The sequence below is a fragment of the Teichococcus deserti genome, from assembly GCF_001982615.1.
Classification (GTDB): domain Bacteria; phylum Pseudomonadota; class Alphaproteobacteria; order Acetobacterales; family Acetobacteraceae; genus Pseudoroseomonas; species Pseudoroseomonas deserti.
In genome coordinates this window covers 1-19,872 of the sequence record NZ_MLCO01000045.1, presented here as the reverse complement: position 1 = coordinate 19,872, position 19,872 = coordinate 1, and the positions used below count along the sequence as shown (strand labels likewise).

22 protein-coding genes and 2 riboswitches are annotated in these 19,872 nt (G+C 71.8%); of the genes, 10 read left to right on the top strand and 12 right to left on the bottom strand.

What is annotated here, in order from left to right; genetic code table 11:
* Window positions 1–400 (bottom strand): DciA family protein (locus tag BKE38_RS06365; RefSeq protein WP_076956521.1); only part of this gene is annotated, 400 nt, incomplete at its 3' end.
* A 2-nt stretch (window positions 401–402) separates the two neighbouring features.
* Here BKE38_RS06365 and BKE38_RS06360 point away from each other — a divergent pair.
* From BKE38_RS06360 to BKE38_RS06350, 3 genes are all read left to right on the top strand, one after another.
* Window positions 403–1,515: an A/G-specific adenine glycosylase gene (locus BKE38_RS06360; protein ID WP_165694124.1), complete on the top strand. Its 1,113-nt coding sequence runs from the start codon at window positions 403–405 to the stop codon at window positions 1,513–1,515.
* Between the two features lie 20 nt (window positions 1,516–1,535).
* Window positions 1,536–2,054, top strand: a complete 519-nt coding sequence (locus BKE38_RS06355) for a biotin transporter BioY (RefSeq protein WP_242662238.1) — start codon at window positions 1,536–1,538, stop codon at window positions 2,052–2,054.
* Window positions 2,055–2,147: 93 nt separating this feature from the next.
* A complete protein-coding gene (locus tag BKE38_RS06350) occupies window positions 2,148–2,354 on the top strand; it encodes a DUF3072 domain-containing protein (RefSeq protein WP_076956520.1) in 207 nt (68 codons plus the stop codon).
* A 12-nt stretch (window positions 2,355–2,366) separates the two neighbouring features.
* Here BKE38_RS06350 and BKE38_RS06345 read toward each other — a convergent pair whose 3' ends face one another.
* The 3 genes from BKE38_RS06345 to BKE38_RS06335 all read right to left on the bottom strand — a co-directional run bounded on the left by BKE38_RS06345 (window position 2,367) and on the right by BKE38_RS06335 (window position 5,171).
* A complete protein-coding gene (locus BKE38_RS06345; RefSeq protein ID WP_207553506.1) occupies window positions 2,367–3,401 on the bottom strand; it encodes a site-specific DNA-methyltransferase in 1,035 nt (344 codons plus the stop codon).
* A 210-nt stretch (window positions 3,402–3,611) separates the two neighbouring features.
* Entirely contained in the window at window positions 3,612–4,229 is a 618-nt protein-coding gene (locus BKE38_RS06340) for a ribonuclease HII (protein ID WP_076956518.1), read from the bottom strand.
* Entirely contained in the window at window positions 4,230–5,171 is a 942-nt protein-coding gene (locus BKE38_RS06335; RefSeq protein ID WP_076956517.1) for an alpha/beta hydrolase family protein, read from the bottom strand. It lies immediately after the preceding gene.
* Between the two features lie 115 nt (window positions 5,172–5,286).
* Here BKE38_RS06335 and BKE38_RS06330 point away from each other — a divergent pair, with 115 nt between their 5' ends.
* On the top strand, window positions 5,287–5,676 hold the full coding sequence (locus BKE38_RS06330) for a nuclear transport factor 2 family protein (RefSeq protein WP_076956516.1): 390 nt from the start codon (window positions 5,287–5,289) through the stop codon (window positions 5,674–5,676).
* Between the two features lie 21 nt (window positions 5,677–5,697).
* On the opposite strand, the gene BKE38_RS06325 is transcribed toward BKE38_RS06330, so the two are convergent.
* The gene (locus BKE38_RS06325) at window positions 5,698–6,153 is read right to left on the bottom strand and encodes a GNAT family N-acetyltransferase (protein ID WP_076956515.1); all 456 of its coding nucleotides are present in this window, start codon (window positions 6,151–6,153) and stop codon (window positions 5,698–5,700) included.
* 85 nt (window positions 6,154–6,238) lie between these two features.
* Here BKE38_RS06325 and BKE38_RS06320 point away from each other — a divergent pair, with 85 nt between their 5' ends.
* Window positions 6,239–7,360, top strand: a complete 1,122-nt coding sequence (locus tag BKE38_RS06320; protein WP_083747333.1) for a DNA topoisomerase IB — start codon at window positions 6,239–6,241, stop codon at window positions 7,358–7,360.
* Window positions 7,361–7,607: 247 nt separating this feature from the next.
* Here BKE38_RS06320 and gcvP read toward each other — a convergent pair whose 3' ends face one another.
* The 4 genes from gcvP to BKE38_RS06300 all read right to left on the bottom strand — a co-directional run bounded on the left by gcvP (window position 7,608) and on the right by BKE38_RS06300 (window position 13,112).
* On the bottom strand, window positions 7,608–10,508 hold the full coding sequence (gene gcvP / locus BKE38_RS06315; protein WP_076956514.1) for an aminomethyl-transferring glycine dehydrogenase: 2,901 nt from the start codon (window positions 10,506–10,508) through the stop codon (window positions 7,608–7,610).
* On the bottom strand, window positions 10,505–10,882 hold the full coding sequence (gcvH, locus tag BKE38_RS06310) for a glycine cleavage system protein GcvH (protein WP_076956513.1): 378 nt from the start codon (window positions 10,880–10,882) through the stop codon (window positions 10,505–10,507). The genes gcvP and gcvH overlap by 4 nt, the downstream gene beginning before the upstream one ends.
* Before the next feature lie 11 nt (window positions 10,883–10,893).
* Complete coding sequence (gcvT, locus tag BKE38_RS06305; protein WP_076956512.1) at window positions 10,894–12,000, bottom strand: glycine cleavage system aminomethyltransferase GcvT; 1,107 nt, start codon at window positions 11,998–12,000, stop codon at window positions 10,894–10,896.
* 50 nt (window positions 12,001–12,050) lie between these two features.
* Window positions 12,051–12,148, bottom strand: a riboswitch (glycine riboswitch).
* 2 nt (window positions 12,149–12,150) lie between these two features.
* Window positions 12,151–12,257, bottom strand: a riboswitch (glycine riboswitch).
* A gap of 300 nt (window positions 12,258–12,557) precedes the next feature.
* Complete coding sequence (locus BKE38_RS06300; protein WP_076956511.1) at window positions 12,558–13,112, bottom strand: hypothetical protein; 555 nt, start codon at window positions 13,110–13,112, stop codon at window positions 12,558–12,560.
* Between the two features lie 135 nt (window positions 13,113–13,247).
* Between BKE38_RS06300 and ispH the strand changes: the two genes are divergently transcribed.
* Genes ispH through rnhA form a run of 3 tightly spaced genes read left to right on the top strand, consistent with a single transcriptional unit; the run spans window position 13,248 to window position 15,660 of the window.
* Window positions 13,248–14,192, top strand: a complete 945-nt coding sequence (gene ispH, locus BKE38_RS06295; protein ID WP_242662237.1) for a 4-hydroxy-3-methylbut-2-enyl diphosphate reductase — start codon at window positions 13,248–13,250, stop codon at window positions 14,190–14,192.
* Window positions 14,193–14,213: 21 nt separating this feature from the next.
* Complete coding sequence (locus BKE38_RS06290; RefSeq protein ID WP_076956509.1) at window positions 14,214–15,188, top strand: homoserine kinase; 975 nt, start codon at window positions 14,214–14,216, stop codon at window positions 15,186–15,188.
* Window positions 15,178–15,660 carry a ribonuclease HI gene (gene rnhA / locus BKE38_RS06285; protein ID WP_076956508.1) on the top strand — a complete coding sequence of 161 codons (483 nt, stop codon included), beginning with the start codon at window positions 15,178–15,180 and terminating at the stop codon, window positions 15,658–15,660. Before BKE38_RS06290 ends, rnhA begins: the two co-directional genes overlap by 11 nt.
* A 33-nt stretch (window positions 15,661–15,693) precedes the next feature.
* Here rnhA and BKE38_RS06280 read toward each other — a convergent pair whose 3' ends face one another.
* Window positions 15,694–16,332: a calcium-binding protein gene (locus BKE38_RS06280; RefSeq protein WP_076956507.1), complete on the bottom strand. Its 639-nt coding sequence runs from the start codon at window positions 16,330–16,332 to the stop codon at window positions 15,694–15,696.
* 184 nt (window positions 16,333–16,516) lie between these two features.
* Between BKE38_RS06280 and BKE38_RS06275 the strand changes: the two genes are divergently transcribed.
* Entirely contained in the window at window positions 16,517–17,578 is a 1,062-nt protein-coding gene (locus BKE38_RS06275) for an ABC transporter substrate-binding protein (RefSeq protein ID WP_242662236.1), read from the top strand.
* 47 nt (window positions 17,579–17,625) lie between these two features.
* Here the strand turns inward: BKE38_RS06275 and BKE38_RS06270 are convergent, their stop codons facing one another.
* Window positions 17,626–18,564, bottom strand: coding sequence for an AraC family transcriptional regulator (locus tag BKE38_RS06270; protein ID WP_076956506.1), 939 nt, complete (start codon window positions 18,562–18,564; stop codon window positions 17,626–17,628).
* 135 nt (window positions 18,565–18,699) lie between these two features.
* On the opposite strand from BKE38_RS06270, the gene BKE38_RS06265 reads away from it, so the two are divergent.
* Entirely contained in the window at window positions 18,700–19,455 is a 756-nt protein-coding gene (locus BKE38_RS06265) for an SDR family NAD(P)-dependent oxidoreductase (protein WP_076956505.1), read from the top strand.
* A 16-nt stretch (window positions 19,456–19,471) separates the two neighbouring features.
* On the opposite strand, the gene BKE38_RS06260 is transcribed toward BKE38_RS06265, so the two are convergent.
* On the bottom strand, window positions 19,472–19,872 hold a 401-nt coding region (locus BKE38_RS06260), incomplete at its 5' end, for a response regulator (RefSeq protein ID WP_131829499.1).

Below are 19,872 nucleotides of genomic sequence, written 5' to 3'. Positions count from 1 at the left end.
TGGTGAACGGCGCGCGGCGGATGGGGGGCGGCATCTTGGCCTGGACGATGCGCAGCCGCTGCACCAGCGCCTGGCCCAGCGCGCCGTTCACCTTGGCGATCAGCTGCGGCGCCAGGTACTGCAGCTCCATCGCCACCGGCCCGGCGCAGCCCAGCGTCAGGGTGCCGGCGGACAATTTCTGCGGGATCGTCTGCGCGGCGAGCACCGGCCCCACGATCTGTGGCCAGTCTGACATCAGGTTGGCGCCGGCCGGACTGCGCTTCTTGAAGGCCGGGCGGGTGACGCGCGGCATCAGCGCCGCGATCGGGCGCGGGCCCAGATCGGCGCGCCAGACCGGCGGGGTGGCAGGATTTTGCGCGGGGGGGCTTGCGCGGTCGCCCGCTTCGTCCTCTTCCTGCATGCGTGCTGCCCCCTGCCTCTGCCCTGCTCGAATGGTATGACCGTCACCGCCGCGCCCTGCCATGGCGCGAGGCGCTGCGCGATCCCTACCGCATCTGGCTCTCCGAAGTCATGCTGCAGCAGACGACGGTCGCCGCCGTCACGCCGCGCTGGCGCCGCTTCCTGGAGCGCTTCCCGACCGTCCAGGCCCTGGCCGCCGCCCCCTGGCCGGAGGTCGCCGAGGAATGGGCGGGGCTGGGCTATTATGCCCGCGCCCGCAACCTGCATGCCTGCGCCCAGGCGGTCGCCGCCCGCGGCGGCTTCCCGGACACGGTGGAGGGGCTGCGCGCCCTGCCGGGCATCGGCGCCTACACGGCCGCCGCGGTCGGCGCCATCGCCTTCGACCGGCCGGTGGTGCCGCTGGACGGCAATGTCGAGCGGGTGACCAGCCGGGTCGAGGCGGTGCAGGAGCCGCTGCCCGGCGCGCGCCCCCGGCTGGCGGCGCTGGCCCAGGGCTGGATGGCCCAGGCGGCGGCGGTGGCGCGGCCGGCCGACTTCGTCCAGGCGCTGTTCGACCTGGGCGCCACCATCTGCACCCCGCGCAAGCCGGCCTGCGGCATCTGCCCCTGGCAGGGCGGCTGCGCCGGGCAGCGCGCCGGCATCGCCGAGAGCCTGCCGCGCAAGGTGGCCAAGCGCGCCCGCCCGGTGAAGGCCGGCATCCATTTCCTGCTGGTCGACGCGCAGAACCGGATCCTGCTGCGCCGGCGCCCGCCCTCTGGCCTGCTGGGGGGGATGCTCGGCCTGCCCGGCACGCCGTGGCGGGAGGCAGCCTGGTCGATCCCCGAGGCGCTGGAGCATGCGCCGGCCCTGCTGCCCTGGCAGGCGCTGCCCGGCGAGGCGCGGCACGGCTTCACCCATTTCGAGCTGCGCATGACGCTGCTGGCGGCGGCAGCACCCCCCGGCCTGAACGCCGAGGGCGAATGGCTGACCGCCGAGGCCGCGGCGCTGGCCCTGCCGGGCGCCATGCAGCGGCTGATGGTGCTGGCGGAACCGGTGCTTTCCCAAGGACTTGCCGAGCGCCCCGCCCCCGTGGCAAGCCGGCGCCGGCGCGCGCCCCTTTTGGGCGACGCCGAATAGAACAATCGGACGCCTCGCCCATGATGCAGCTTCCCATTCTCGCCGCCCGCAGCCGCCTGGCCTTTGCCGGCTTCGCCCTGCTGGGCTCGGCCGCGCTGGCGGCCTCGGCGCAGATCACCCTGCCGATGTGGCCGGTGCCGGCGACCATGCAGACCCTGGTGGTGCTGCTGCTCGGCGCCCTCGGCGGGTCCCGCCTGGGCCTCGCCGCCGTCGCGCTCTATCTGGCCGAGGGCGCCATGGGCCTGCCGGTCTTCGCCGGCGGCGCCGCCGGTCCGGCCGCGCTGATGGGCCCGACCGCCGGCTTCCTGCTCGGCTTCCTGCCCGCCGCCTGGCTGGCCGGCTTCGCCCGTGGCGGGCTGCTGCGCCAGGGTGGCGTGCTGCTGGCCGCCCATCTGCTGCTCTTCATCCCCGGCGTCGCCTGGCTGGCGCAGTTCGTCGGCTTCGAGAAGGCGATGATGGTCGGCTTCGTGCTGTTCATCCCGGGCACGCTGGTGAAGACCGCGCTGGCCCTGGCCACGCTGCGCGCCGCCGCGCGCTGACCGGACTGCCGGGCGCCTGCGGGCGCCCGGCGCAACCGCAGACCTCCGGCGGGGTTCTTGTCACGGAACAGGACAAGAACGGAGGCCATTGCCATGAGCGACGAGACGCCGTCCAACACCGTCAAGCCGGTGGAGAACTGGACCACCGGCGACGAGACCATGACCGGTGCCCAGGCCAGCTACCTGCAGACCCTCTGCGAGGAGGCCGGCGAAGAATTCGATCCCGGCCTGACCAAGGCCGAGGCCTCGCAGCGGATCGACGCGCTGCAGGAGAAGACCGGCCGCGGCCGGGATCACTGAGCGGAGGCGGGATCAGCCGCCCATCGAGGCGGCGATCTCGGCGCGGAGCTCGTCGAGCAGCCGCAGCGTGCCGTCGCGCCGCTCCAGGTGCCAGAACAGCCAGCCGTTGCAGGAGGGCGCCTCCTGCACGGCGGCGCCCACCTGGTGGATGGAGCCCTGCGCCTTGCCGCAGCGGAGCGAGCCGTCGGCGCTGACCTCGGCGGTGAAGCGGCGGTGGCGGTCGACCAGCCGCGCGCCCGGCGGCACCAGCCCGCGCTCGACCAGCGTGCCGAAGGGGATGCGCGGCTGCTCGCGCTTGGTCGGCATCACCAGGGCGGCGCTTTCCGACAGCGGCTCGACGGCGGCGATGCGGGCGCGGGCGGCGGTGGCGTAGGTCGGGTCGCGCTCGATGCCGATCCAGCGGCGGCCCAGGCGGCGCGCCACGGCGGCCGTGGTGCCGGAGCCGAGGAACGGGTCGAGCACCACGTCGCCCGGCGCGGTGCAGGCCAGGATCACCCGGTGTAGCAGGGCTTCCGGCTTCTGGGTCGGGTGCACCTTCTTGCCATCGGCGTCGCGCAGCCGCTCGTTGCCGGTGCAGAGCGGGATGAACCAGTCGCTGCGCATCTGCACGTCGTCGTTCAGCGACTTCATGGCGGTGTAGTTGAAGCGGTAGCGGCTGTCCTGCCCGCGCGAGGCCCAGATCATCGTCTCATGCGCGTTGGTGAAGCGGCGGCCGCGGAAATTCGGCATCGGATTGGCCTTGCGCCAGATCACGTCGTTCAGGATCCAGAAGTCCAGATCCTGCAGCGCGACGCCGAGCCGGAAGACATTGTGGTAGCTGCCGATCACCCAGATGGTGCCGTCCTTGCGCAGCACGCGGCGCGCCTCGGTCAGCCAGGCGCGGGTGAAGGCGTCATAGGCGGCGAGGTCGGAGAAGCGGTCCCAGGCATCGTCGACGCCGTCCACCACGCTCTCGTCCGGGCGCCGCAGCTCGCCCTTGAGCTGCAGGTTGTAGGGCGGGTCCGCAAAGATGGCATGCACCGAGGCCGGCGGCAGCGCGCGCAGCATCTCGATGCAGTCCCCCTCGAGGATGCAGTCCAACGGCAGATCCAGCCCCTTCCCCACGCGCGCAAAATCCCCCGGCGACTCGAAGGCGGACAATGCGCGGGGTGGAGTCGCGCCGTCAAGGAAGCCGAGTCGCCGTTTTCAACAGCCTACCCCCGCATTTTCACCGGGCGTACGAGTCAAGCAGACTCTTGCCTTCCGCAAACCGCCTGCTCACAGCAGGCAAAGCTGGTCGACGGGGGCGAAGCCGCGGCGATGGTGCGGGCAGGGGCCGAGTCGCTCCAGCGCGGCGCGGTGCAGCGCGGTGGGGTAGCCGGCATGGCGGGCAAAACCATAGCCCGGCCAGCGCCCGTCCAGCCGCGTCATGGCACGGTCGCGCGTCACCTTGGCCAGGATCGAGGCGGCGGCGATCGACAGGCTGAGCGAATCCCCCTTCACCACGCAGCGCACCGGGCAGGCCAGCAGCGGCGGCGCATTGCCGTCGACCAGCGCGATGTCGGGGGCGGTGCGCAGCCGGGCCACCGCGCGGAACATGGCCAGGTGGGTGGCGCGCAGGATGTTCAGCCGGCCGATCTCGGCCGCACTCGCGGCGGCCACGGCGAAATCCAGCACTCCGGCGCGCGCGGCGGCGCGCAGCACGCCGAAGGCGGCCTCCCGCCGCTCCGCCGACAGCTTCTTGCTGTCATCGAGCAGGATCGCCAGCGTCTCCGGCGGCGGGCCGTGGAAGATCACCGCGGCGGCCATGACCGGGCCGGCCAGCGGGCCGCGCCCGGCCTCGTCCACCCCGGCCACGCGGCCGCCGGCCGCCAGCTCCAACGCATAATCCGGCATTCACCCCAGGCCCCTGGTCTCCAGCCGGTCCCCCGCGGCGAGCAGGCCGGGGGCGCCGGCGCGCAGGAAGGCGCCGGACGCGGCATCGCCGAGCCATAGGCTGCGCAGGAAGGCCACCGCAAGCCCCGCGCTGCGCGGATGGTAGGTGGCGTCCTCCCAGCTGCCGCCGACGCCGGTTTCGCCGGCGAAGGCGGCATGGGTCGCGCCCTGCAGCACGGCCAGCGCCGCGGGACCGGAGGTGGCGTCATAGGGGATGCGCCGGGCCTCGGCCGAGGTGCCGCCCAGCCAGCTGTGGTCCTGGCTGCCGGTGACATGCAGCAGCGGCGCGGTGACCCGGGCGAAGGCCAGGCGCGGCGGCAGCCCCTCGGGCGGCATCGGCGACAGGGCGATGCCGGCCGAGAGCCGCGGATCCGGCAGGGCCAGGCCGCGGTCGCCGCCCGGCAGCCGCTGGCCCAGCATGTGCTGCACCAGCCAGGCGCCGTAGGAATGCCCGCCGATGCCGATCCTTCCGGTGTCCACCCGGCCCTTCAGGGACGGCGCCGCGGCCAGGCTGTCGAGGGCGAAGCGCACATCCAGCAGCCGGTCCAGCGCCCGGTTGGCGTCGCTGGCCGCCGCCAGCAGATTGGCCCGGCGGTCGGGAACCCCGCGCCACAGGCTGTCATCCGTGCCCGGATGCTGGAGGTGGACAGTTAGAATCCCGGCCTCGGCCAAGGCCTGGCCCAGATAGGCCAGCCCCTCGCGCGAGCCGCCCAGCCCATGCGAGACGATCATCAGCGGCGCCGGGCCGGGGGTGTCGGGCAGCCGCAGCAGCACCGGCAGGCGGCGGTCGCGGGCGGCATCGCGCCATTCCTCGCGCAGGATGCGGGGCGGCGCCGCGGCGGCGGGAAGGGCGAGGAAGGGCAGGGCCAGGGGAGCCACCAGCGTGGCGCGACGGGTCAGCATGGCGCTTCAGATGGGCGCGGACCGCCCTCCTGCCGAGAGCAGACATTGCGGCCGGGCCGCTTCTGCACCAGTTATGCCGCCCTTTTCATTGGCTGCGACCGGCGAGGACACCGCGATGACCACCGACCACCCGGTGCTGGCCCTGGAAGACCGCCTGGCCGCGGCGATGAAGGCCAGCGACGCCGCGACCCTGGACGGGCTGCTGGCCGAGGGCCTGGTCTTCATCGACCAGAACGGCCGCAGCCAGGGCAAGACCGAGGATCTGGCGATCCATCGCTCCGGCCTGCTGCGGCTGGACCGGCTGGAGATCGCCGACCGCCAGCTGCGCGCTCTGGGGGCGGATGCGGCCGTCGTGACGCTGCGCGTCAGGCTGGAGGGCCGCTTCCGCGGCGCCCATGTCGCCGGGCATTTCGCCTACACCCGCGTCTGGCAGCAGATGATTGACCAGAAAACCGGCGAGGGCGTCTGGCAGGTGGTGGCGGCGCATTGCTCCACCGTCGCCTGACGGCCGCCCCGCCGGCCTGGCTCAGAGCTTGATGTCGTAGGTCTTCCAGGGCGTCAGCGTCGCCACCCGGTCATAGACGCCGCGGCCGCGATAGTTGTTCTCGGCGGTGATCCAGCGGATCACGCTCCAGCCCTTCTGCCGGCCGACATCGGCGACGGCGCCGATCAGCGCATCCGCCACCCGCTGGCCGCGCGCAACCGGGTCGACGAAGAGATCGTCCAGGAAGCCGCCGACGCTGGCCGAGAGCGGGCGGGCGAAGGGACGGAAATGGGTGATGCCGACGGCGCGGCCCGACCCGTCGATGGCGATGAAGCCCTTCACCTCATGCGCCGGATCATGGATCCAGCCCCAGACGCGCGCGCGCATCTCCGGCGTCTGCTCGACGCGGTAGAATCCGGCATAGCCCTGGTACAGCCGCTCCCAGTCCGGGCGGTGGCTGTCTTCCAGCGGCAGGATCTTCAGGCCGGGGTCAGGCATCGGTGGCTCCAGGACAGGGCGTGCGGAACCGGGAAGGCTGCCGCGCGTTTCAGGGCAAAGGAAAAGGCAAGGATATGCCGCTGCCATGCTGAACCAGAGCAGCGCCACGGTCGAGACGCCTCGGCCGCGTCGCAAGGCCCCGCCGCCACCGCCGACCCCGGAAAGCGAGGCGCGCGCCGCCGGGCTGCGCTACGTCTCCGACACCGGTCCGGGCATCACCCGCCATCGCAAGGGCGACGACTGGAGCTTCCGCGGCCCGGACGGCAAGCTGATCCGCGACAAGGCGACGATCGAGCGGCTGAAGAAGCTGGCGGTGCCGCCGGCCTGGACCGAGGTCTGGCTGTGCCCGCGCGCCGACGGCCATATCCAGGCCACCGGCCGCGACGTGAAGGGGCGCAAGCAGTACCGCTACCACGCCGACTGGCGCAGCGCCCGCGACACCACGAAATACCAGCACGTCATGGAATTCGCCCGCTGCCTGCCGCAGCTGCGCGCCCGCATCGCCGAGGACATGGAGCAGCCCGGCCTCGGCCGCCAGAAGGTGCTGGCGACCGTCGCCCATCTTCTGGACAGCACGCTGATCCGCGTCGGCAACGAGGATTACGCGCAGGCCAATGGCAGCTACGGCCTGACGACACTGCGCAACCGCCACGTCGCCATCAAGGGCGCCGAGCTGCGCTTCGCCTTCCGCGCCAAGAGCGGCAAGGACTGGAAGCTGTCGCTGCGCGACCGCCGCGTGGCCAAGGTGGTGCGCGCCTGCCAGGACCTGCCCGGCCAGTCGCTGTTCCAGTACCTGGACGAGGATGGCGAGCGGCAGAGCATCGATTCCGCCGACGTCAACGACTACCTGCGCGAGATCACCGGCCGCGACATCACCGCCAAGGACTTCCGCACCTGGGCCGGTACCGTGCTGGCCGCCATGGCGCTGAGCGAGTTCGAGCGCTTCGACAGCGACGCCGCCGCCAAGCGCAATGTCAAGGCGGCCATCGAGCACGCGGCGACCCGGCTGGGCAACACGCCCGCCATCTGCCGCAAATGCTATGTCCACCCGGAAGTGCTCGACAGCTACCTGCAAGGCAGCCTGCTGGTGCAGGTGAAGCAGCAGGTCGACGCCGTGCTGCGCGACGACCTGCCGAAGCTGAAGCCGGAGGAAGCGGCGGTCCTCGCTTTTCTCAGGAAGAGGTTGAGGGAAGAGAAGGCAGCATGAAGGCCAGGGGAATGAATTCCCCTGGACCCCATCTTTTTTCTGATCACCGGCCGTTTGCTGACCAGTGCTTCAACGAAACCGACACCAAGGCATCACGGCGGGACGCCATCATACAAAAACAGCGCGACCTTGAAGGTCGCGCTGCTGCTGGGCCGTGGCGCGTACCGTCCCCACTTGGACACGGCAGTCGCCCCAGAAAGAAGAAGGGGGTCTGGGGGAATTCATTCCCCCAGCCTTCTCTGAAGCCTTACTCCGCCGCCTGCGCGTACTCTTCCAAGGGCGCGCAGGTGCAGATCAGGTTCCGATCGCCGTAGACGTTGTCGACGCGCTTCACCGGCGGCCAGTACTTGTGGGCCGCGACGAAGGGCAGCGGGAAGGCGGCCTCTTCGCGGGTGTAGGGGTGCGTCCACTCGGCCGCCGCGATTTCCGACGCCGTGTGGGGCGCGTTCTTCAGCGGGTTGTCAGCGCGGTCGCTGCGGCCCTGCTCCACCGCGCGGATCTCGGCGCGAATGGCGATCATGGCGTCGCAGAAGCGGTCCAACTCGGCCTTGGTCTCGCTTTCGGTGGGCTCCACCATCAGCGTGCCGGTCACCGGCCAGGACATGGTCGGCGCATGGAAGCCGTAATCCTGCAGGCGCTTGGCGATGTCCTCGACCAGGACGCCGCCGCCCTGCTGGAAGCCGCGGCAGTCCAGGATGCACTCATGCGCCACCATGCCGCGCTTGCCCTTGTAGAGCACGGGGAAGTGCCCATCGAGCCGCTTGGCGATGTAGTTGGCGTTGAGGATGGCGACCTGGGTGGCCCGCGTCAGGGCGGCGCCGCCCATCATCCGGATATAGGCGTAGGAGATCGGCAGGATCGAGGCGCTGCCGAAAGGCGCCGCCGAGACCGGGCCATAGCCCGTCGCGGGGCCCGCCTCGGCCAGCAGCGGGTGGTTCGGCAGGTGCGGCGCCAGGTGGGCCGCGACGCCGATCGGGCCGACGCCCGGGCCGCCGCCGCCATGCGGGATGCAGAAGGTCTTGTGCAGGTTCAGGTGGCAGACATCGGCGCCGATCCGGCCGGGGGCGGTCAGGCCCACCTGCGCGTTCATGTTGGCGCCGTCCATGTAGACCTGGCCGCCGGCCGTGTGCACGGCGTCGCAGATGCGGATGATCTCCTCCTCGAACACGCCATGCGTGGACGGGTAGGTGATCATCAGCGCCGAGAGCTTCTCGGCATGCTGCGCGATCTTCGCCTCGAGATCCGCAAGATCCACGTTGCCGTCGCGGTCGCAGCCGACCACGACCACGCGCATGCCGGCCATCACGGCCGAGGCCGGATTGGTGCCATGCGCCGAGGACGGGATCAGGCAGACATCGCGCTGCGCCTGGCCGCGGGCATGGTGGAAGGCGCGGATCGCCAGCAGCCCGGCATATTCGCCCTGGCTGCCGGCATTCGGCTGCAGCGAGACGGCGGCGAAGCCGGTGATGGTGGCCAGCCACCCCTCCAGCCGGCGGACCAGGGCGATGTAGCCGGCGGCCTGGTCGACGGGGGCGAAGGGATGGATCTCGGAGAAGCCGGGGAAGGTGACGGGGATCATCTCCGCCGTCGCGTTCAGCTTCATCGTGCAGGAACCGAGCGGGATCATGCTGCGGTTCAGCGCGACGTCCTTGTCCTCCAGCGACTTCAGGTAGCGGAGCATGGCGTGCTCGGCGTGGTGGGTGTTGAACACCGCCGCCGTCAGGAAGGCCGAGCTCCGCGCCTGTGCCGCCGGGATGCCGCCGGCGGGCGCCAGCTCGCCCAGCGCCACCGGCTTGGCGCCGACCTTGGCCAGGATCGCGACCAGCGTCTCCAGCTCGGTGCGGGAGACGGTCTCGTCGAGGGCGATGCCGACGCCGGTGGCATCGATCCGGCGCAGGTTGAAGCCGCTCGACAGCGCTTCCGCCATCAGGGCGTCGGCCTTCGCGCCGGCCTCGATGGCCAGGGTGTCGAAGAAGGCCTCGTGGCGCAGCGTGAAGCCGGACTTCGCCGCGGCATCGGCCAGCAGCTGCGCCTGCAGGGCGACGCGGCGGGCGATGCGGGTCAGGCCCTCGGGGCCGTGCCAGACGGCATACATGCCGGCCATGACGGCCAGCAGCACCTGCGCGGTGCAGATGTTCGAGGTGGCCTTCTCGCGGCGGATATGCTGCTCGCGGGTCTGCAGGGCGAGGCGCATGGCCGGGCGGCCGGCGGCATCGACCGAGACGCCGACCAGGCGGCCCGGCATCAGCCGCTTATAGGCGTCCTTGACCGCCATGAAGGCGGCATGCGGGCCGCCATAGCCCATCGGCACGCCGAAGCGCTGCGAGGAGCCGATGACGACATCGGCGCCCATCTCGCCGGGCGGCGTCAGCAGCACCAGCGACAGCGGGTCGGCGCAGACGATGGCCAGGCCGCTGACGGCCTGGATCGCCGCGGTCTCGGCGGTCAGGTCGCGGACCTGGCCGGTGCTGCCGGGATACTGAAGGACCAGCGCGAAAGGTTTCTGGGCGGCGCAGGCGGTCGCGATCTCCGCGACCGGCACGACAACAACAGAAAGATTCAGCGGCTCGGCGCGGGTCTGGATGACGGCCAGCGTCTGCGGATGCACGTCGGCCGCGACCAGCAGGGTCTGCGACTTGGACTTGCTGGCGGCGAGCGCCAGGGCCATGGCCTCGGCCGCGGCGGTGGCCTCGTCCAGCAGGCTGGCATTGGCCATCGGCAGGCCGGTCAGGTCGGTGACCATGGTCTGGAAGTTGACCAGGGCCTCCAGGCGGCCCTGGGCGATCTCGGCCTGGTAGGGCGTGTAGGCCGTGTACCAGCCCGGATTCTCCAGCACGTTGCGCAGGATCACCGGCGGCACCTGGGTGCCGTGGTAGCCGAGGCCGATCAGCGAGCGCCGGCGGGTGTTCAGCTCGGCCAGGCCGCGCAGCTCGGCGATGGCCTCGGCCTCGTTCACCGGGGCGGGCAAGGTGGAAAAATCCTGGCCACGGATGGCGGCGGGGACGGTCTTCTCGGCCATGTCCTCCAGGCTGGAGGCGCCGACGACCTTCAGCATGGCGGCGATCTCGGCCTCGCCCGGGCCGATATGGCGGGACGCGAAGGCGCCGTGGTCCTCGAGCGCCGCCAGTTGCTCCAGCGCGCTGCTCATGCCTGGCTGTCCACGAAGGCCTGGTACTCGGCCTCGTCCATCAGCGCGGCGATCTCGGCCTCGTCGGCCGGCTTGATCCTGAAGAACCAGCCCCCGGCGGTCGGCGCGCTGTTCACCAGCGACGGGTCGTCGGACAGGGCCGAGTTGGACTCGACGATGGAACCCGCGATCGGCGCATAGACGTCGGAAGCCGCCTTGACGCTCTCGACCACGGCGCAGGCCTCGCCGGCGGCGACCTCACGGCCGGCCTCGGGCAGGTCGACGAAGACGACGTCGCCCAGCGCGGTCTGCGCATGGTCGGTGATGCCGATGGTGGCCACGCCACCCTCCAGCCGCACCCACTCGTGATCCTTGGTGTATTTCAGCTCGGCCATGGGGCAGGTCCTTATCGGGCGTAGCGGTGAGGAATGAAGGGGGTGGCGGCGACGCGGGCGGGCACCGCCTTGCCGCGCACCATCAGATCAAGCTTCGTGCCGTCGGCCGCATGCTCGCGCGCCACGTAGCCCATGGCGCAGGGGCCGTTCAGGCTGGGGCCGAAGCCGCCGCTGGTGACCTCGCCCACCGTGGCGCCGCCGACGGCAATCTCGGTATGGCCGCGGGCCGGCTGGCGGCCCTCCGGCAGGATGCCGACGCGCAGGCGCTTCGCCCCGCTATCGAGTTCTTCCCGAACGCGCTCGGCGCCCCGAAAATTCCACTCGGTGCGGCGGCGCTTGCCGATGGTCCAGGTCAGCGCGGCCTCGACCGGGCTGGTCGTCTCGTCGATGTCGTTGCCGTAGAGGCAGAGCCCGGCCTCGAGCCGCAGCGAATCCCGCGCGCCGAGACCCGCCGGCACCACGCCCGGCAGCGCCAGCAGGATGCGCGCCAGCGCCTCGGCCTGCTCGGCGGCGACGCTGATCTCCACGCCGTCCTCGCCGGTATAGCCGCTGCGGCTGGCCAGCACCGGGATGCCCTGGATGGTGGTCGACGCCACGCCCATGAAGGGCAGGGCGGCGAGCGCCGGGGCCAGCGGCGCCAGCAGGGCGAGCGCCTGCGGCCCCTGGAAGGCCAGCAGCGCGCGGTCCTCCAGCCGGTTCAGCTTCACGCCGGCGGGCAGCACCGCCTCGATCGCCGGCAGGTCCAGGTGCTTGCGGCTGGCATTGACCACCAGGAACAGCCGGTCGCCCAGGTTGGCGACCATGAAGTCGTCCAGGATGCCGCCCTCGGCGGTCATCAGCAGGCCGTATTTCTGCCGGTTCGGCTTGAGGATCTGCACATCCGCCGGGGTCAGCTGCTCCAGCGCCGCGGCGGCGCCGTCGCCGACCAGCTCGGCCTGGCCCATGTGGGAGACGTCGAACAGCGCGGCGCCGGCACGGGTCGCCAGGTGCTCGGCCATGATGCCGGCGGGGTACTGCACCGGCATGGAATAGCCGGCGAAGGGCACCATGCGCCCTCCCAGCTCGCGATGCAGGGACGCCAGCGGCGTTTCGACAAGGGTCTCAGCGGAATCGGCCACGCAGCCTCCAACGCCGCGCCGGAGCGCAGCGGGTCAGGGTTCGTGGCCCCCCTCTGTCCGATGACCTGAGAGATTCAGCGCGGGCGTTTCGCGCCTTACTCCGTCGGTGCCAGCTTCCGTCGGTGACGGTCGCCGGGCTTTCCAGAGGCCCCTACCCACGCGGCCCTTCTGCCTGAGCGTTTCCGGGGGCCGGTTGCGCCTTCGGCGACAGCCAAACCCAGGGAAACCCGGGCGCTGTGCTCTCCCGCGTGGGATCTGCGGGTGGCGTCTTCCTTGCCCCAGGGGAAGGGGCAAAGCAAGTGAAGGGTAGGCCAGGGGAATGAATTCCCCTGGACCCCATCTTTTTTCTGCCTGGCTGCCGCTGCCACCCGACCAGGCGGGACGCAGTACTTAGCTGCCGCCCGACTTCGCTGGCTGTGCCAATTTATGAAAATGCGTCCCGCCGTCCTGCCCTGATGTCGCCTGTGTCATGGCGCAGGTCGGCAGACGGCCAGCGATCAGAAAAAAGAAGGGGGTTCGGGGGAATTCATTCCCCCGACCTGCCCGGTCTCTTCGCTTTACCGAGGCCCGCGCGCCCGGTTCAAAGCCAGCTCGTCCTGCGACAGGACGAAGCCCAGCCACACCTGGCGGCGGGCTGCCGCCTGGGCGTTGCCTGGCAGGCGGATGTTGATCTCGTCCGAGCCCTGGGCGCGGGACACGTTGGGGGCGAATTCCACCTGCAGTCCATAGGTGGTGGGCGGCGCCACCGGCTGGTCGTCCTGCATGATCGCCACCATGTAGGTGATCTGGGCGGCGTTGCCGCGGAAGGCGGGGCCGCGCTCGACCAGGAAGCTGGGCGTGATGGTCACGTCCAGGCCGCCGTTGCGGCCGTAGTCGCATTTCGCCTGGAAGCCGGAGACCGAGGCATTGAGTTCCATGGCCGTCAGGTCGCGACCGCCGCCGGGGCGGAAGCGCGTCAGGTCGGCGGCGTCGGCGATGATCGAGATCCTGGGGCAGGGGGCCTTGGCGTCGAGCAGGGCATTGCCCCGGTCGCTGCTGCCGCAGCCGGCGAGCAGCGCCAGCCCGCCCATCGCCGCCATCATGCCGAGCCGGAGGTTCCGCGCCTTGACCATGCTGCCACTCTTCCTCTTAGTGCCGGGTCTCGATAGCACGGCCGGACGGCCGTCCATCACCCCCCGTCGCAGCCCCACCCCCGGACAGGCCGGGCGGAGCCCATGAATCACCACGCCCCCATCGAACAGGCTGCCATGACCGTCAAGCCCGCCCTGCATGTCCTGCTCGCCGGTCCGCGCGGCTTTTGCGCCGGGGTGGACCGGGCGATCAAGATCGTCGAGGAATCGCTGAAGCGCTTCGGCCCGCCGGTCTATGTCCGCCACGAGATCGTGCACAACAAGTTCGTCGTGCAGAGCCTGGAAGCCCAGGGTGCCATCTTCGTCGAGGAGCTGGACGAGGTCCCGCAGGACGCGCCGGTGGTGTTTTCCGCCCATGGCGTGCCGAAATCGGTCCCGGCCGAGGCGCAGCGGCGCAACATGGTCTATCTGGACGCCACCTGCCCGCTGGTCAGCAAGGTGCATCGCGAGGCCGAGCGGCATTCGGCGGCCGGCCGCCACATCCTGCTGATCGGCCACAAGGGGCATCCGGAGGTGATCGGCACCATGGGCCAGCTGCCGCCCGGCAGCGTCACCCTGGTCGACAACCTGGCCGAGGCCGAGGCCGTGGTCCCGCCCGAGGGCCCGCTGGCCTATACCACCCAGACCACCCTGTCGCTGGACGACACCGCCGAGATCGTGGCGACGCTGACCCGGCGCTTCCCGCATCTGGTCGGCCCGGCCAAGGAGAGCATCTGCTACGCCACCACCAACCGGCAGGGCGCGGTCAAGGCGATCGCGGCGCGGGCCCAGATGGTGGTGGTGGTCGGCGCGCCGAACTCCTCCAACTCGGTGCGGCTGCGGGAAGTGGCCGAGCGCGCCGGCTGCGCGCGCGCGGTCATGGTGCAGCGCGGGCGGGAGCTCGACCTCGCCCTGGTCGAGGGCGTCGGGGTGCTGGGCATCACCGCCGGGGCCAGCGCGCCGGAGGTGCTGGTGGACGAGGTGATCGACCGGCTGCGCGAAGTCTACGATCTGACCCTTGAGGAAGTCGTGGTGGCGGAGGAAAACGTCACCTTCAAGCTGCCGGCGGCGCTGGCGCGTTAACGTCTTACTTCTGGAGCGCCAATGGCGGTCTATACCGAGGTCACGGAGGCCGCCCTGCGCGGCTTCCTGGCCGATTACGAGCTGGGCGAGCTGGTCGCCCTCCGCGGCATCGCCGAGGGGGTGGAGAACAGCAACTTCGCGCTGCAGACCACCGGCGGCAGCTATATCCTGACGCTCTACGAGAAGCGGGTGGACCCGGCGGAGCTGCCCTGGTTCCTGGGCCTGATGCGGCACCTGGCGGCGCAGGGCCTGTCCTGCCCGCTGCCGGTGGCGGGGCGCGACGGCGTCGCGCTGCGCCAGCTGGCCGGGCGGCCGGCGGCGATCTGCACCTTCCTGCCGGGCAACTGGCCGCGGCGGGTGCGGCCGGAGCATTGCGCGCCGCTCGGCGCCGCGCTGGCGACGCTGCATTCCGCCGGCGAGGGTTTCCGGGCCGAGCGCCCGAACGGGCTGGGCCCGCGGTCCTGGACGCCGCTGCTGGAGCGCTGCCGCGACGGCGGCGATGCGGTGCAGCCCGGGCTGATCGCCGAGCTGGACGGGCATCTTTCCGGCATCCTGGCCGACTGGCCGGTCGGCCTGCCGCGCGGCCATATCCATGCCGACCTGTTCCCGGACAACGTCTTCTTCCTGGAGGATGCGCGGGGGTCGCCGCGGGTCTCCGGACTGATCGACTTCTACTTCGCCTGCACCGACACGCTCGCCTATGACCTGGCGATCTGCCTGAACGCCTGGTGCTTCGAGCAGGACTTTTCTTTCAATGTGACCAAGGCCCGCGCGATGATCGGCGCCTACCAGGCGCTGCGCCCGCTATCGGAGGCCGAGATCGAGGCGCTGCCGGTGCTCTGCCGGGGCGCCGCCCTCCGCTTCCTGCTGACCCGGCTGTTCGACTGGACCAACACGCCCCCCGGCGCCATGGTCACCCGCAAGGACCCGCTGGAATATCTGAAGCGGCTGCGCTTCCACGCCGGCGCGAAGGACGCCAGCGCCTATGGCCTCTGACGCCCTGGAACCCGCCCCGGAGGCCGAGGCGCGGGTGGTCGAGATCTGGACCGATGGCGGCTGCAAGCCGAATCCCGGCCCCGGCGGCTGGGCGGCCATCCTGCGCTACGGCAGCGTCGAGAAGGAGCTGTCCGGCTACGACGCGGCGACCACCAACAACCGCATGGAGCTGACGGCGGCGATCTCGGCGCTGGAAAGCCTGAAGCGGCCCTGCGCCGTGGTGCTGCACACCGACAGCGAATATGTCCGCAACGGCATCAGCCGCTGGGTCAACGGCTGGGTGCGCAACAACTGGCGCAACGCGGCCAAGGATCCGGTGAAGAACATGGAACTGTGGCAGCGCCTGCTGGCCGCCGCCAGGCCGCACAAGGTCGACTGGCGCTGGGTGCGCGGCCATGCCGGCGACCCGATGAACGAGCGCGCCGACGTGCTGGCGACGAAGGCCCGGGTCAGCGAGGGGCGGGAGGGCTGAGGCCTCCCGCCGCCGCGGACCGCGGTGGGACGGCTAGACCAGCGCGATCTTCTCGATATCCGCGAAGCGCAGGGTCTCGCCGCCGATGCTGACCGTGCCGCTGAAGCTGGCCGGATTGCCCTGAGCGTCGGTGAAGGTCACCTGCTGCTGCCCCTGACTGTTGCTGCCGACATGCATCTGCAGGTTGGCGTTGCCGTCCAGGGACAGCGCGGATTGCAGCTGCCCCAGGCTCACATTGTCCAGCTGCAGCGTGTCGTTGCCCGGGCCGCCGAAGAAGGTGTCGTTGCCGTCGCCCGGCGCCCAGACGAAGCTGTCGTTGCCGTCGCCGCCGAAGGCCAGGTCGGCCGCCCCGTCGCCGACACCGCCATCGAGCGTGTCGTCGCCTGCGCCGCCCTGCAGCTGGTCCCGGCCCATGCCGCCGTTGAGGACGTCCTTGCCCTCGCCGCCGAAGAGCAGGTCGTCGCCCGCGCCGCCGGCGAGCCGGTCGTCGCCGGCCTCGCCGTACATCTGGTCCTGGCCGGCGCCGCCGGCGGCGGTGTCGTTGCCGGCGCCGGTGAAGATGACGTCATCCTGACCGGTGCCGGTGACGGTGTCGTGGCCGGCGCCGGTCTGGGTGAAGGCACCCCCGGTCACCTTGTTCAGCTGGTCGAGGGGAAGGGGCTTGGCGGACATGTCTGGGTTCCAGGAGGCGGTTCGTTGCGGAACTTAATCGGTGGCGGCGCCGCTTGGCCAGGGCATCCTCGCGAAAGCGCGATCGTTCCCGTCTATCGGCGCGATCGGCGTTGGCCGCTGTCCCGGCGCTGCGCCCTGGCCGGGCGGGACGGAGCGCGGATGGCCGAGGGTTGAAGCGCGCGCGATGCCCGCCGATCTGCTAGGGGGCGCGGCCGGCTGCAGCGAGGCGATGATGACCACCTTTTCTTCCCGTTTCGGCCGCCGCGCCCTGTTGGGCGGGCTGGCCGCGGCCGCCACGTCCCCAGCCCGGGCCGCCGGGACCCGCATCGACGACGCCTTCGGCGGCATCGTGCTGAAGGACGTCCCGCGGCGGGTGGTATCGCTCGGCTACACCACCCACGACACGCTGCTGGCGCTGGGCGTGCTGCCGGTCGCGGTGCGGCAATGGTTCGGCGACGCGCCGGGCGCCATCTGGCCCTGGGCGCAGCCGGCGCTGCAGGCGGTCGCGGCCCAGGGGCCGGCGCCCGTGGTGCTGACCGGCGATGTCTCGGTCGAGCGGGTGGCCGCGCTGCAGCCCGACCTGATCATCGGCATCGCCTCCGGCATCCCGCCCGAGATCCATGCGACGCTGTCCAAGTTTGCCCCCGTGCTGATGGAGGCGCGCGGCCAGACCAGCTTCGGCACGCCCTGGGATTCCGTCGCCCGCCGCATCGGCCTCGCCCTTGGCCGCAGCGCCGAGGCCGAGGCCGCCATCGCCGCCACCCGGAAAAACTTCGCCGAGGCCCAGGCGCGGCATCCCGGCTGGGCCGGGCGGCGCGCCGTCGCCGCCTATGCCTTCGGCGGCGAGACCGGCGCCTTCATCCGCAGCGACACCCGCGGCCGCTTCCTGGCCGAGCTCGGCTTCGTCGAGCCCGAGGCGGTGGCGCGGCGGCCGGTCAGCTACGGCTTCTACGCCCGCCTCTCGCCCGAGGACCTGTCGCCGCTGGACGCCGATCTGCTGCTCTGGGTGATCGCCACCGAGCAGGTGCCCGAGGTCGCGGCCCTGCCGCTGCGCCGTCTGCTGCGGGCGCATCGCGAGGGGCGGGAGGTGGTGACCACCGCGCTGGTCTCGGCAGCGCTGTCCTTCGGCAGCATCCTGTCGCTGCCCTTCGCGCTGGAGGCGCTGGAGCCTGAGCTGGTGGCCGCCCTGGACGGCAATCCGGCGACGGTGGTGCCCTCGGCGCGGGAGACCGGGATCGCGCCCTAGAGCGTGACGGCGCGGGGTGGGATCAGCGACAAGCCTGATACACGCGGTCAGGCCAACGTCCTGGAGCCGATTGGCTTCGTCTCTCCGCAGCCAGTCGGCTCTCGGCGCGCCGCCTCCCGTGCCTGCCGCGCGTCCCGGACTGGCGGCTGGCCGAAGAGGCGGCCGTATTCGCGGGTGAATTGCGGGACGCTCTCATAGCCGACGGCGAAGGCGGCCTGGCTGGCGCCGGCACCCTCCGCCTGCATCAGCCGCCGCGCCTCGATCAGCCGCAGCTGCTTCTGGAACTGCAGCGGCGTCAGCGAGGTCACGGCCCGGAAATGCGCGTGGAAGGCCGACAGGCTCATCCCCGCCGCCGCGGCCAAGCGCGCGGTCGGCAGCGGCTGCGCGTAATCCGAGCGCAGCAGGGCGACGGCGCGGGCGATGCGCTGCGCCGGGCCATCGGGCCAGCCCAGCCGGCGGATCGCGGCACCGTGGCGCCCCGCGAGCAGCCAGTAATGGATCTCGGTCAGCAAGGGCTTCTGCAGCAGCGGCGCGGCCTCCGGGCGGTCGAGCAGGCGCATCAGCCGCAGCGCCGCATCGGCGACCTCCGCCGCGGTGGGGTCGAGGCGGACGGCGGAGCCGGCGGGCTCCGGCACCGGCGGACCCATCCGGACGGCGAGCCCGGCGATCACCGCCGGGTCGAGCTCCAGCACCAGGGAATAATAGGGCGCGACTCGGCTGGCGGCGGTGATCTGGCTGACCGTCGGCACGTCAGCACTGATGAGCAGCAAATCCCCGGCGCTGAAGGAGAAACGCGCCGGCCCCATGCTGACCGCCTTCGATCCCTGCAGCACCAGGCAGACCAGGGGGCGGGCGATGGCATGGACCAGGCCGCTCGGCGCCGCGGCGCGGACCGTGGTCAGGCCGGGGATCGGGGTCGAGGCCAGGCCATGCCGGTCGGCGCAGGCATCGGCATGGCGGCGGACGGCATCCAGCAGCGGGGTCATGCGGCACAGCCTAGCCCGGCCGCGGGGCTGCCGCATCCGATCTGGAGGATCAGGCAAGACCGCCGGAGCATCCGGCAACACGCCAGGGGCGATCCGGCCGATACCGGCGGCACACCCGGCAAGGAGCACGGAGCCATGAGCAAGATCACCCTGATCACCGGCGGCAGCCGCGGCCTGGGCCGCAACACGGCGCTGGCCGTCGCGCGGCGCGGCGGCGACGTCGTCCTGACCTATCGCAGCGGCGCCGCCGAGGCGGCGGCCGTGGTCGCCGAGATCGCCGGCCTCGGCCGCCACGCCGTGGCCCTGCCGCTCGACACCGGTGCTGTTGCGGGCTTCGCCTCCTTCGCCGAGCGCCTGGGCCAGGCCCTGGGCGACCACTGGGGACGCGAGGATTTCGATCACCTGGTGAACAATGCCGGCCATGGCGACCAGGCGATGATCAGCGAGACCACCGAGGCGCAGTTCGACCGCCTGGTCGATGTCCATTTCAAGGGGGTGTTCTTCCTGACCCAGGCGCTGCTGCCGCGGATCGCGGCGGGCGGGCGGATCGTGAACCTGTCCTCCGGCCTGACGCGCCGGCCCTTCCCGGGCTACGCCGCCTATGCCGCGGTGAAGGGCGCGGTGGAGGTGCTGACGCTCTGCATGGCGAAGGAGCTCGGCGCCCGCGGCATCGCGGTGAACACCGTCGCCCCCGGCGCGATCGAGACCGATTTCGGCGGCGGCGCGGTGCGCGACAACCCGGAGATCAACAAGGTCTTCGCCGGGATGACCGCGCTCGGCCGCGCCGGCGTGCCGGACGATATCGGGCCGATGATCGCGGGGCTGCTGGGCGAGGAGAATCGCTGGGTGAACGCGCAGCGGATCGAGGTGTCGGGCGGGCAGGGGATCTGACGAGACCGCCCCAACCTCACTCCGTCGCCTTCACCACCTCCGGCAGCGCCTGCAGCGCCGCCGCCAGCGCCATGCGATCGATCGGCTTCGGCAGGTGGGCGTCGACTCCCGCCGCCAGGGAGGCGGCGCGTTCTGCCGTACCGGCGGCGCTGACGGCGATGATCGACAGCGCCGCGCCGTCGCGTGGCAGGGCGCGCAGGCGGCGGGCGGTCTGGGGGCCGTCGAGGCCGGGCATCTGCAGGTCGAGCAGCACCACCTCGACCTGGGCGCCGGCCTCCAGCAGGGCCAGCGCCGCCTCGCCGCTGTCGGCCAGCAGCACGGTGTGGCCGTCGGCCTCCAGCAGGGCCTGGGCGACCAGGCGGTTCACCGCGACGTCGTCGACCACCAGCACGCGGCGCGGGGTCACCGGCTGGGCGG

Bases quoted from the DNA above. Each gene is read 5' to 3' on its own strand.
- BKE38_RS06350 (WP_076956520.1), top strand. From the start codon at position 2,148: ATGAGCGACGAGACGCCGTCCAACACCGTCAAGCCGGTGGAGAACTGG.
- BKE38_RS06290 (WP_076956509.1), top strand. From the start codon at position 14,214: ATGGCGGTCTATACCGAGGTCACGGAGGCCGCCCTGCGCGGCTTCCTG.
- BKE38_RS06340 (WP_076956518.1), bottom strand. From the start codon at position 4,229: ATGCCGGATTATGCGTTGGAGCTGGCGGCCGGCGGCCGCGTGGCCGGG.
- BKE38_RS06265 (WP_076956505.1), top strand. From the start codon at position 18,700: ATGAGCAAGATCACCCTGATCACCGGCGGCAGCCGCGGCCTGGGCCGC.
- BKE38_RS06275 (WP_242662236.1), top strand. From the start codon at position 16,517: ATGCCCGCCGATCTGCTAGGGGGCGCGGCCGGCTGCAGCGAGGCGATG.
- gcvH (WP_076956513.1), bottom strand. From the start codon at position 10,882: ATGGCCGAGCTGAAATACACCAAGGATCACGAGTGGGTGCGGCTGGAG.
- gcvP (WP_076956514.1), bottom strand. From the start codon at position 10,508: ATGAGCAGCGCGCTGGAGCAACTGGCGGCGCTCGAGGACCACGGCGCC.
- BKE38_RS06300 (WP_076956511.1), bottom strand. From the start codon at position 13,112: ATGGTCAAGGCGCGGAACCTCCGGCTCGGCATGATGGCGGCGATGGGC.
- BKE38_RS06330 (WP_076956516.1), top strand. From the start codon at position 5,287: ATGACCACCGACCACCCGGTGCTGGCCCTGGAAGACCGCCTGGCCGCG.
- BKE38_RS06270 (WP_076956506.1), bottom strand. From the start codon at position 18,564: ATGACCCCGCTGCTGGATGCCGTCCGCCGCCATGCCGATGCCTGCGCC.
- rnhA (WP_076956508.1), top strand. From the start codon at position 15,178: ATGGCCTCTGACGCCCTGGAACCCGCCCCGGAGGCCGAGGCGCGGGTG.
- BKE38_RS06355 (WP_242662238.1), top strand. From the start codon at position 1,536: ATGATGCAGCTTCCCATTCTCGCCGCCCGCAGCCGCCTGGCCTTTGCC.
- BKE38_RS06280 (WP_076956507.1), bottom strand. From the start codon at position 16,332: ATGTCCGCCAAGCCCCTTCCCCTCGACCAGCTGAACAAGGTGACCGGG.
- BKE38_RS06345 (WP_207553506.1), bottom strand. From the start codon at position 3,401: ATGCTGCGCGCGCTGCCGCCGGCCTCGGTGCATGCCATCTTTGCGGAC.
- BKE38_RS06320 (WP_083747333.1), top strand. From the start codon at position 6,239: ATGCTGAACCAGAGCAGCGCCACGGTCGAGACGCCTCGGCCGCGTCGC.
- BKE38_RS06325 (WP_076956515.1), bottom strand. From the start codon at position 6,153: ATGCCTGACCCCGGCCTGAAGATCCTGCCGCTGGAAGACAGCCACCGC.
- BKE38_RS06335 (WP_076956517.1), bottom strand. From the start codon at position 5,171: ATGCTGACCCGTCGCGCCACGCTGGTGGCTCCCCTGGCCCTGCCCTTC.
- ispH (WP_242662237.1), top strand. From the start codon at position 13,248: ATGACCGTCAAGCCCGCCCTGCATGTCCTGCTCGCCGGTCCGCGCGGC.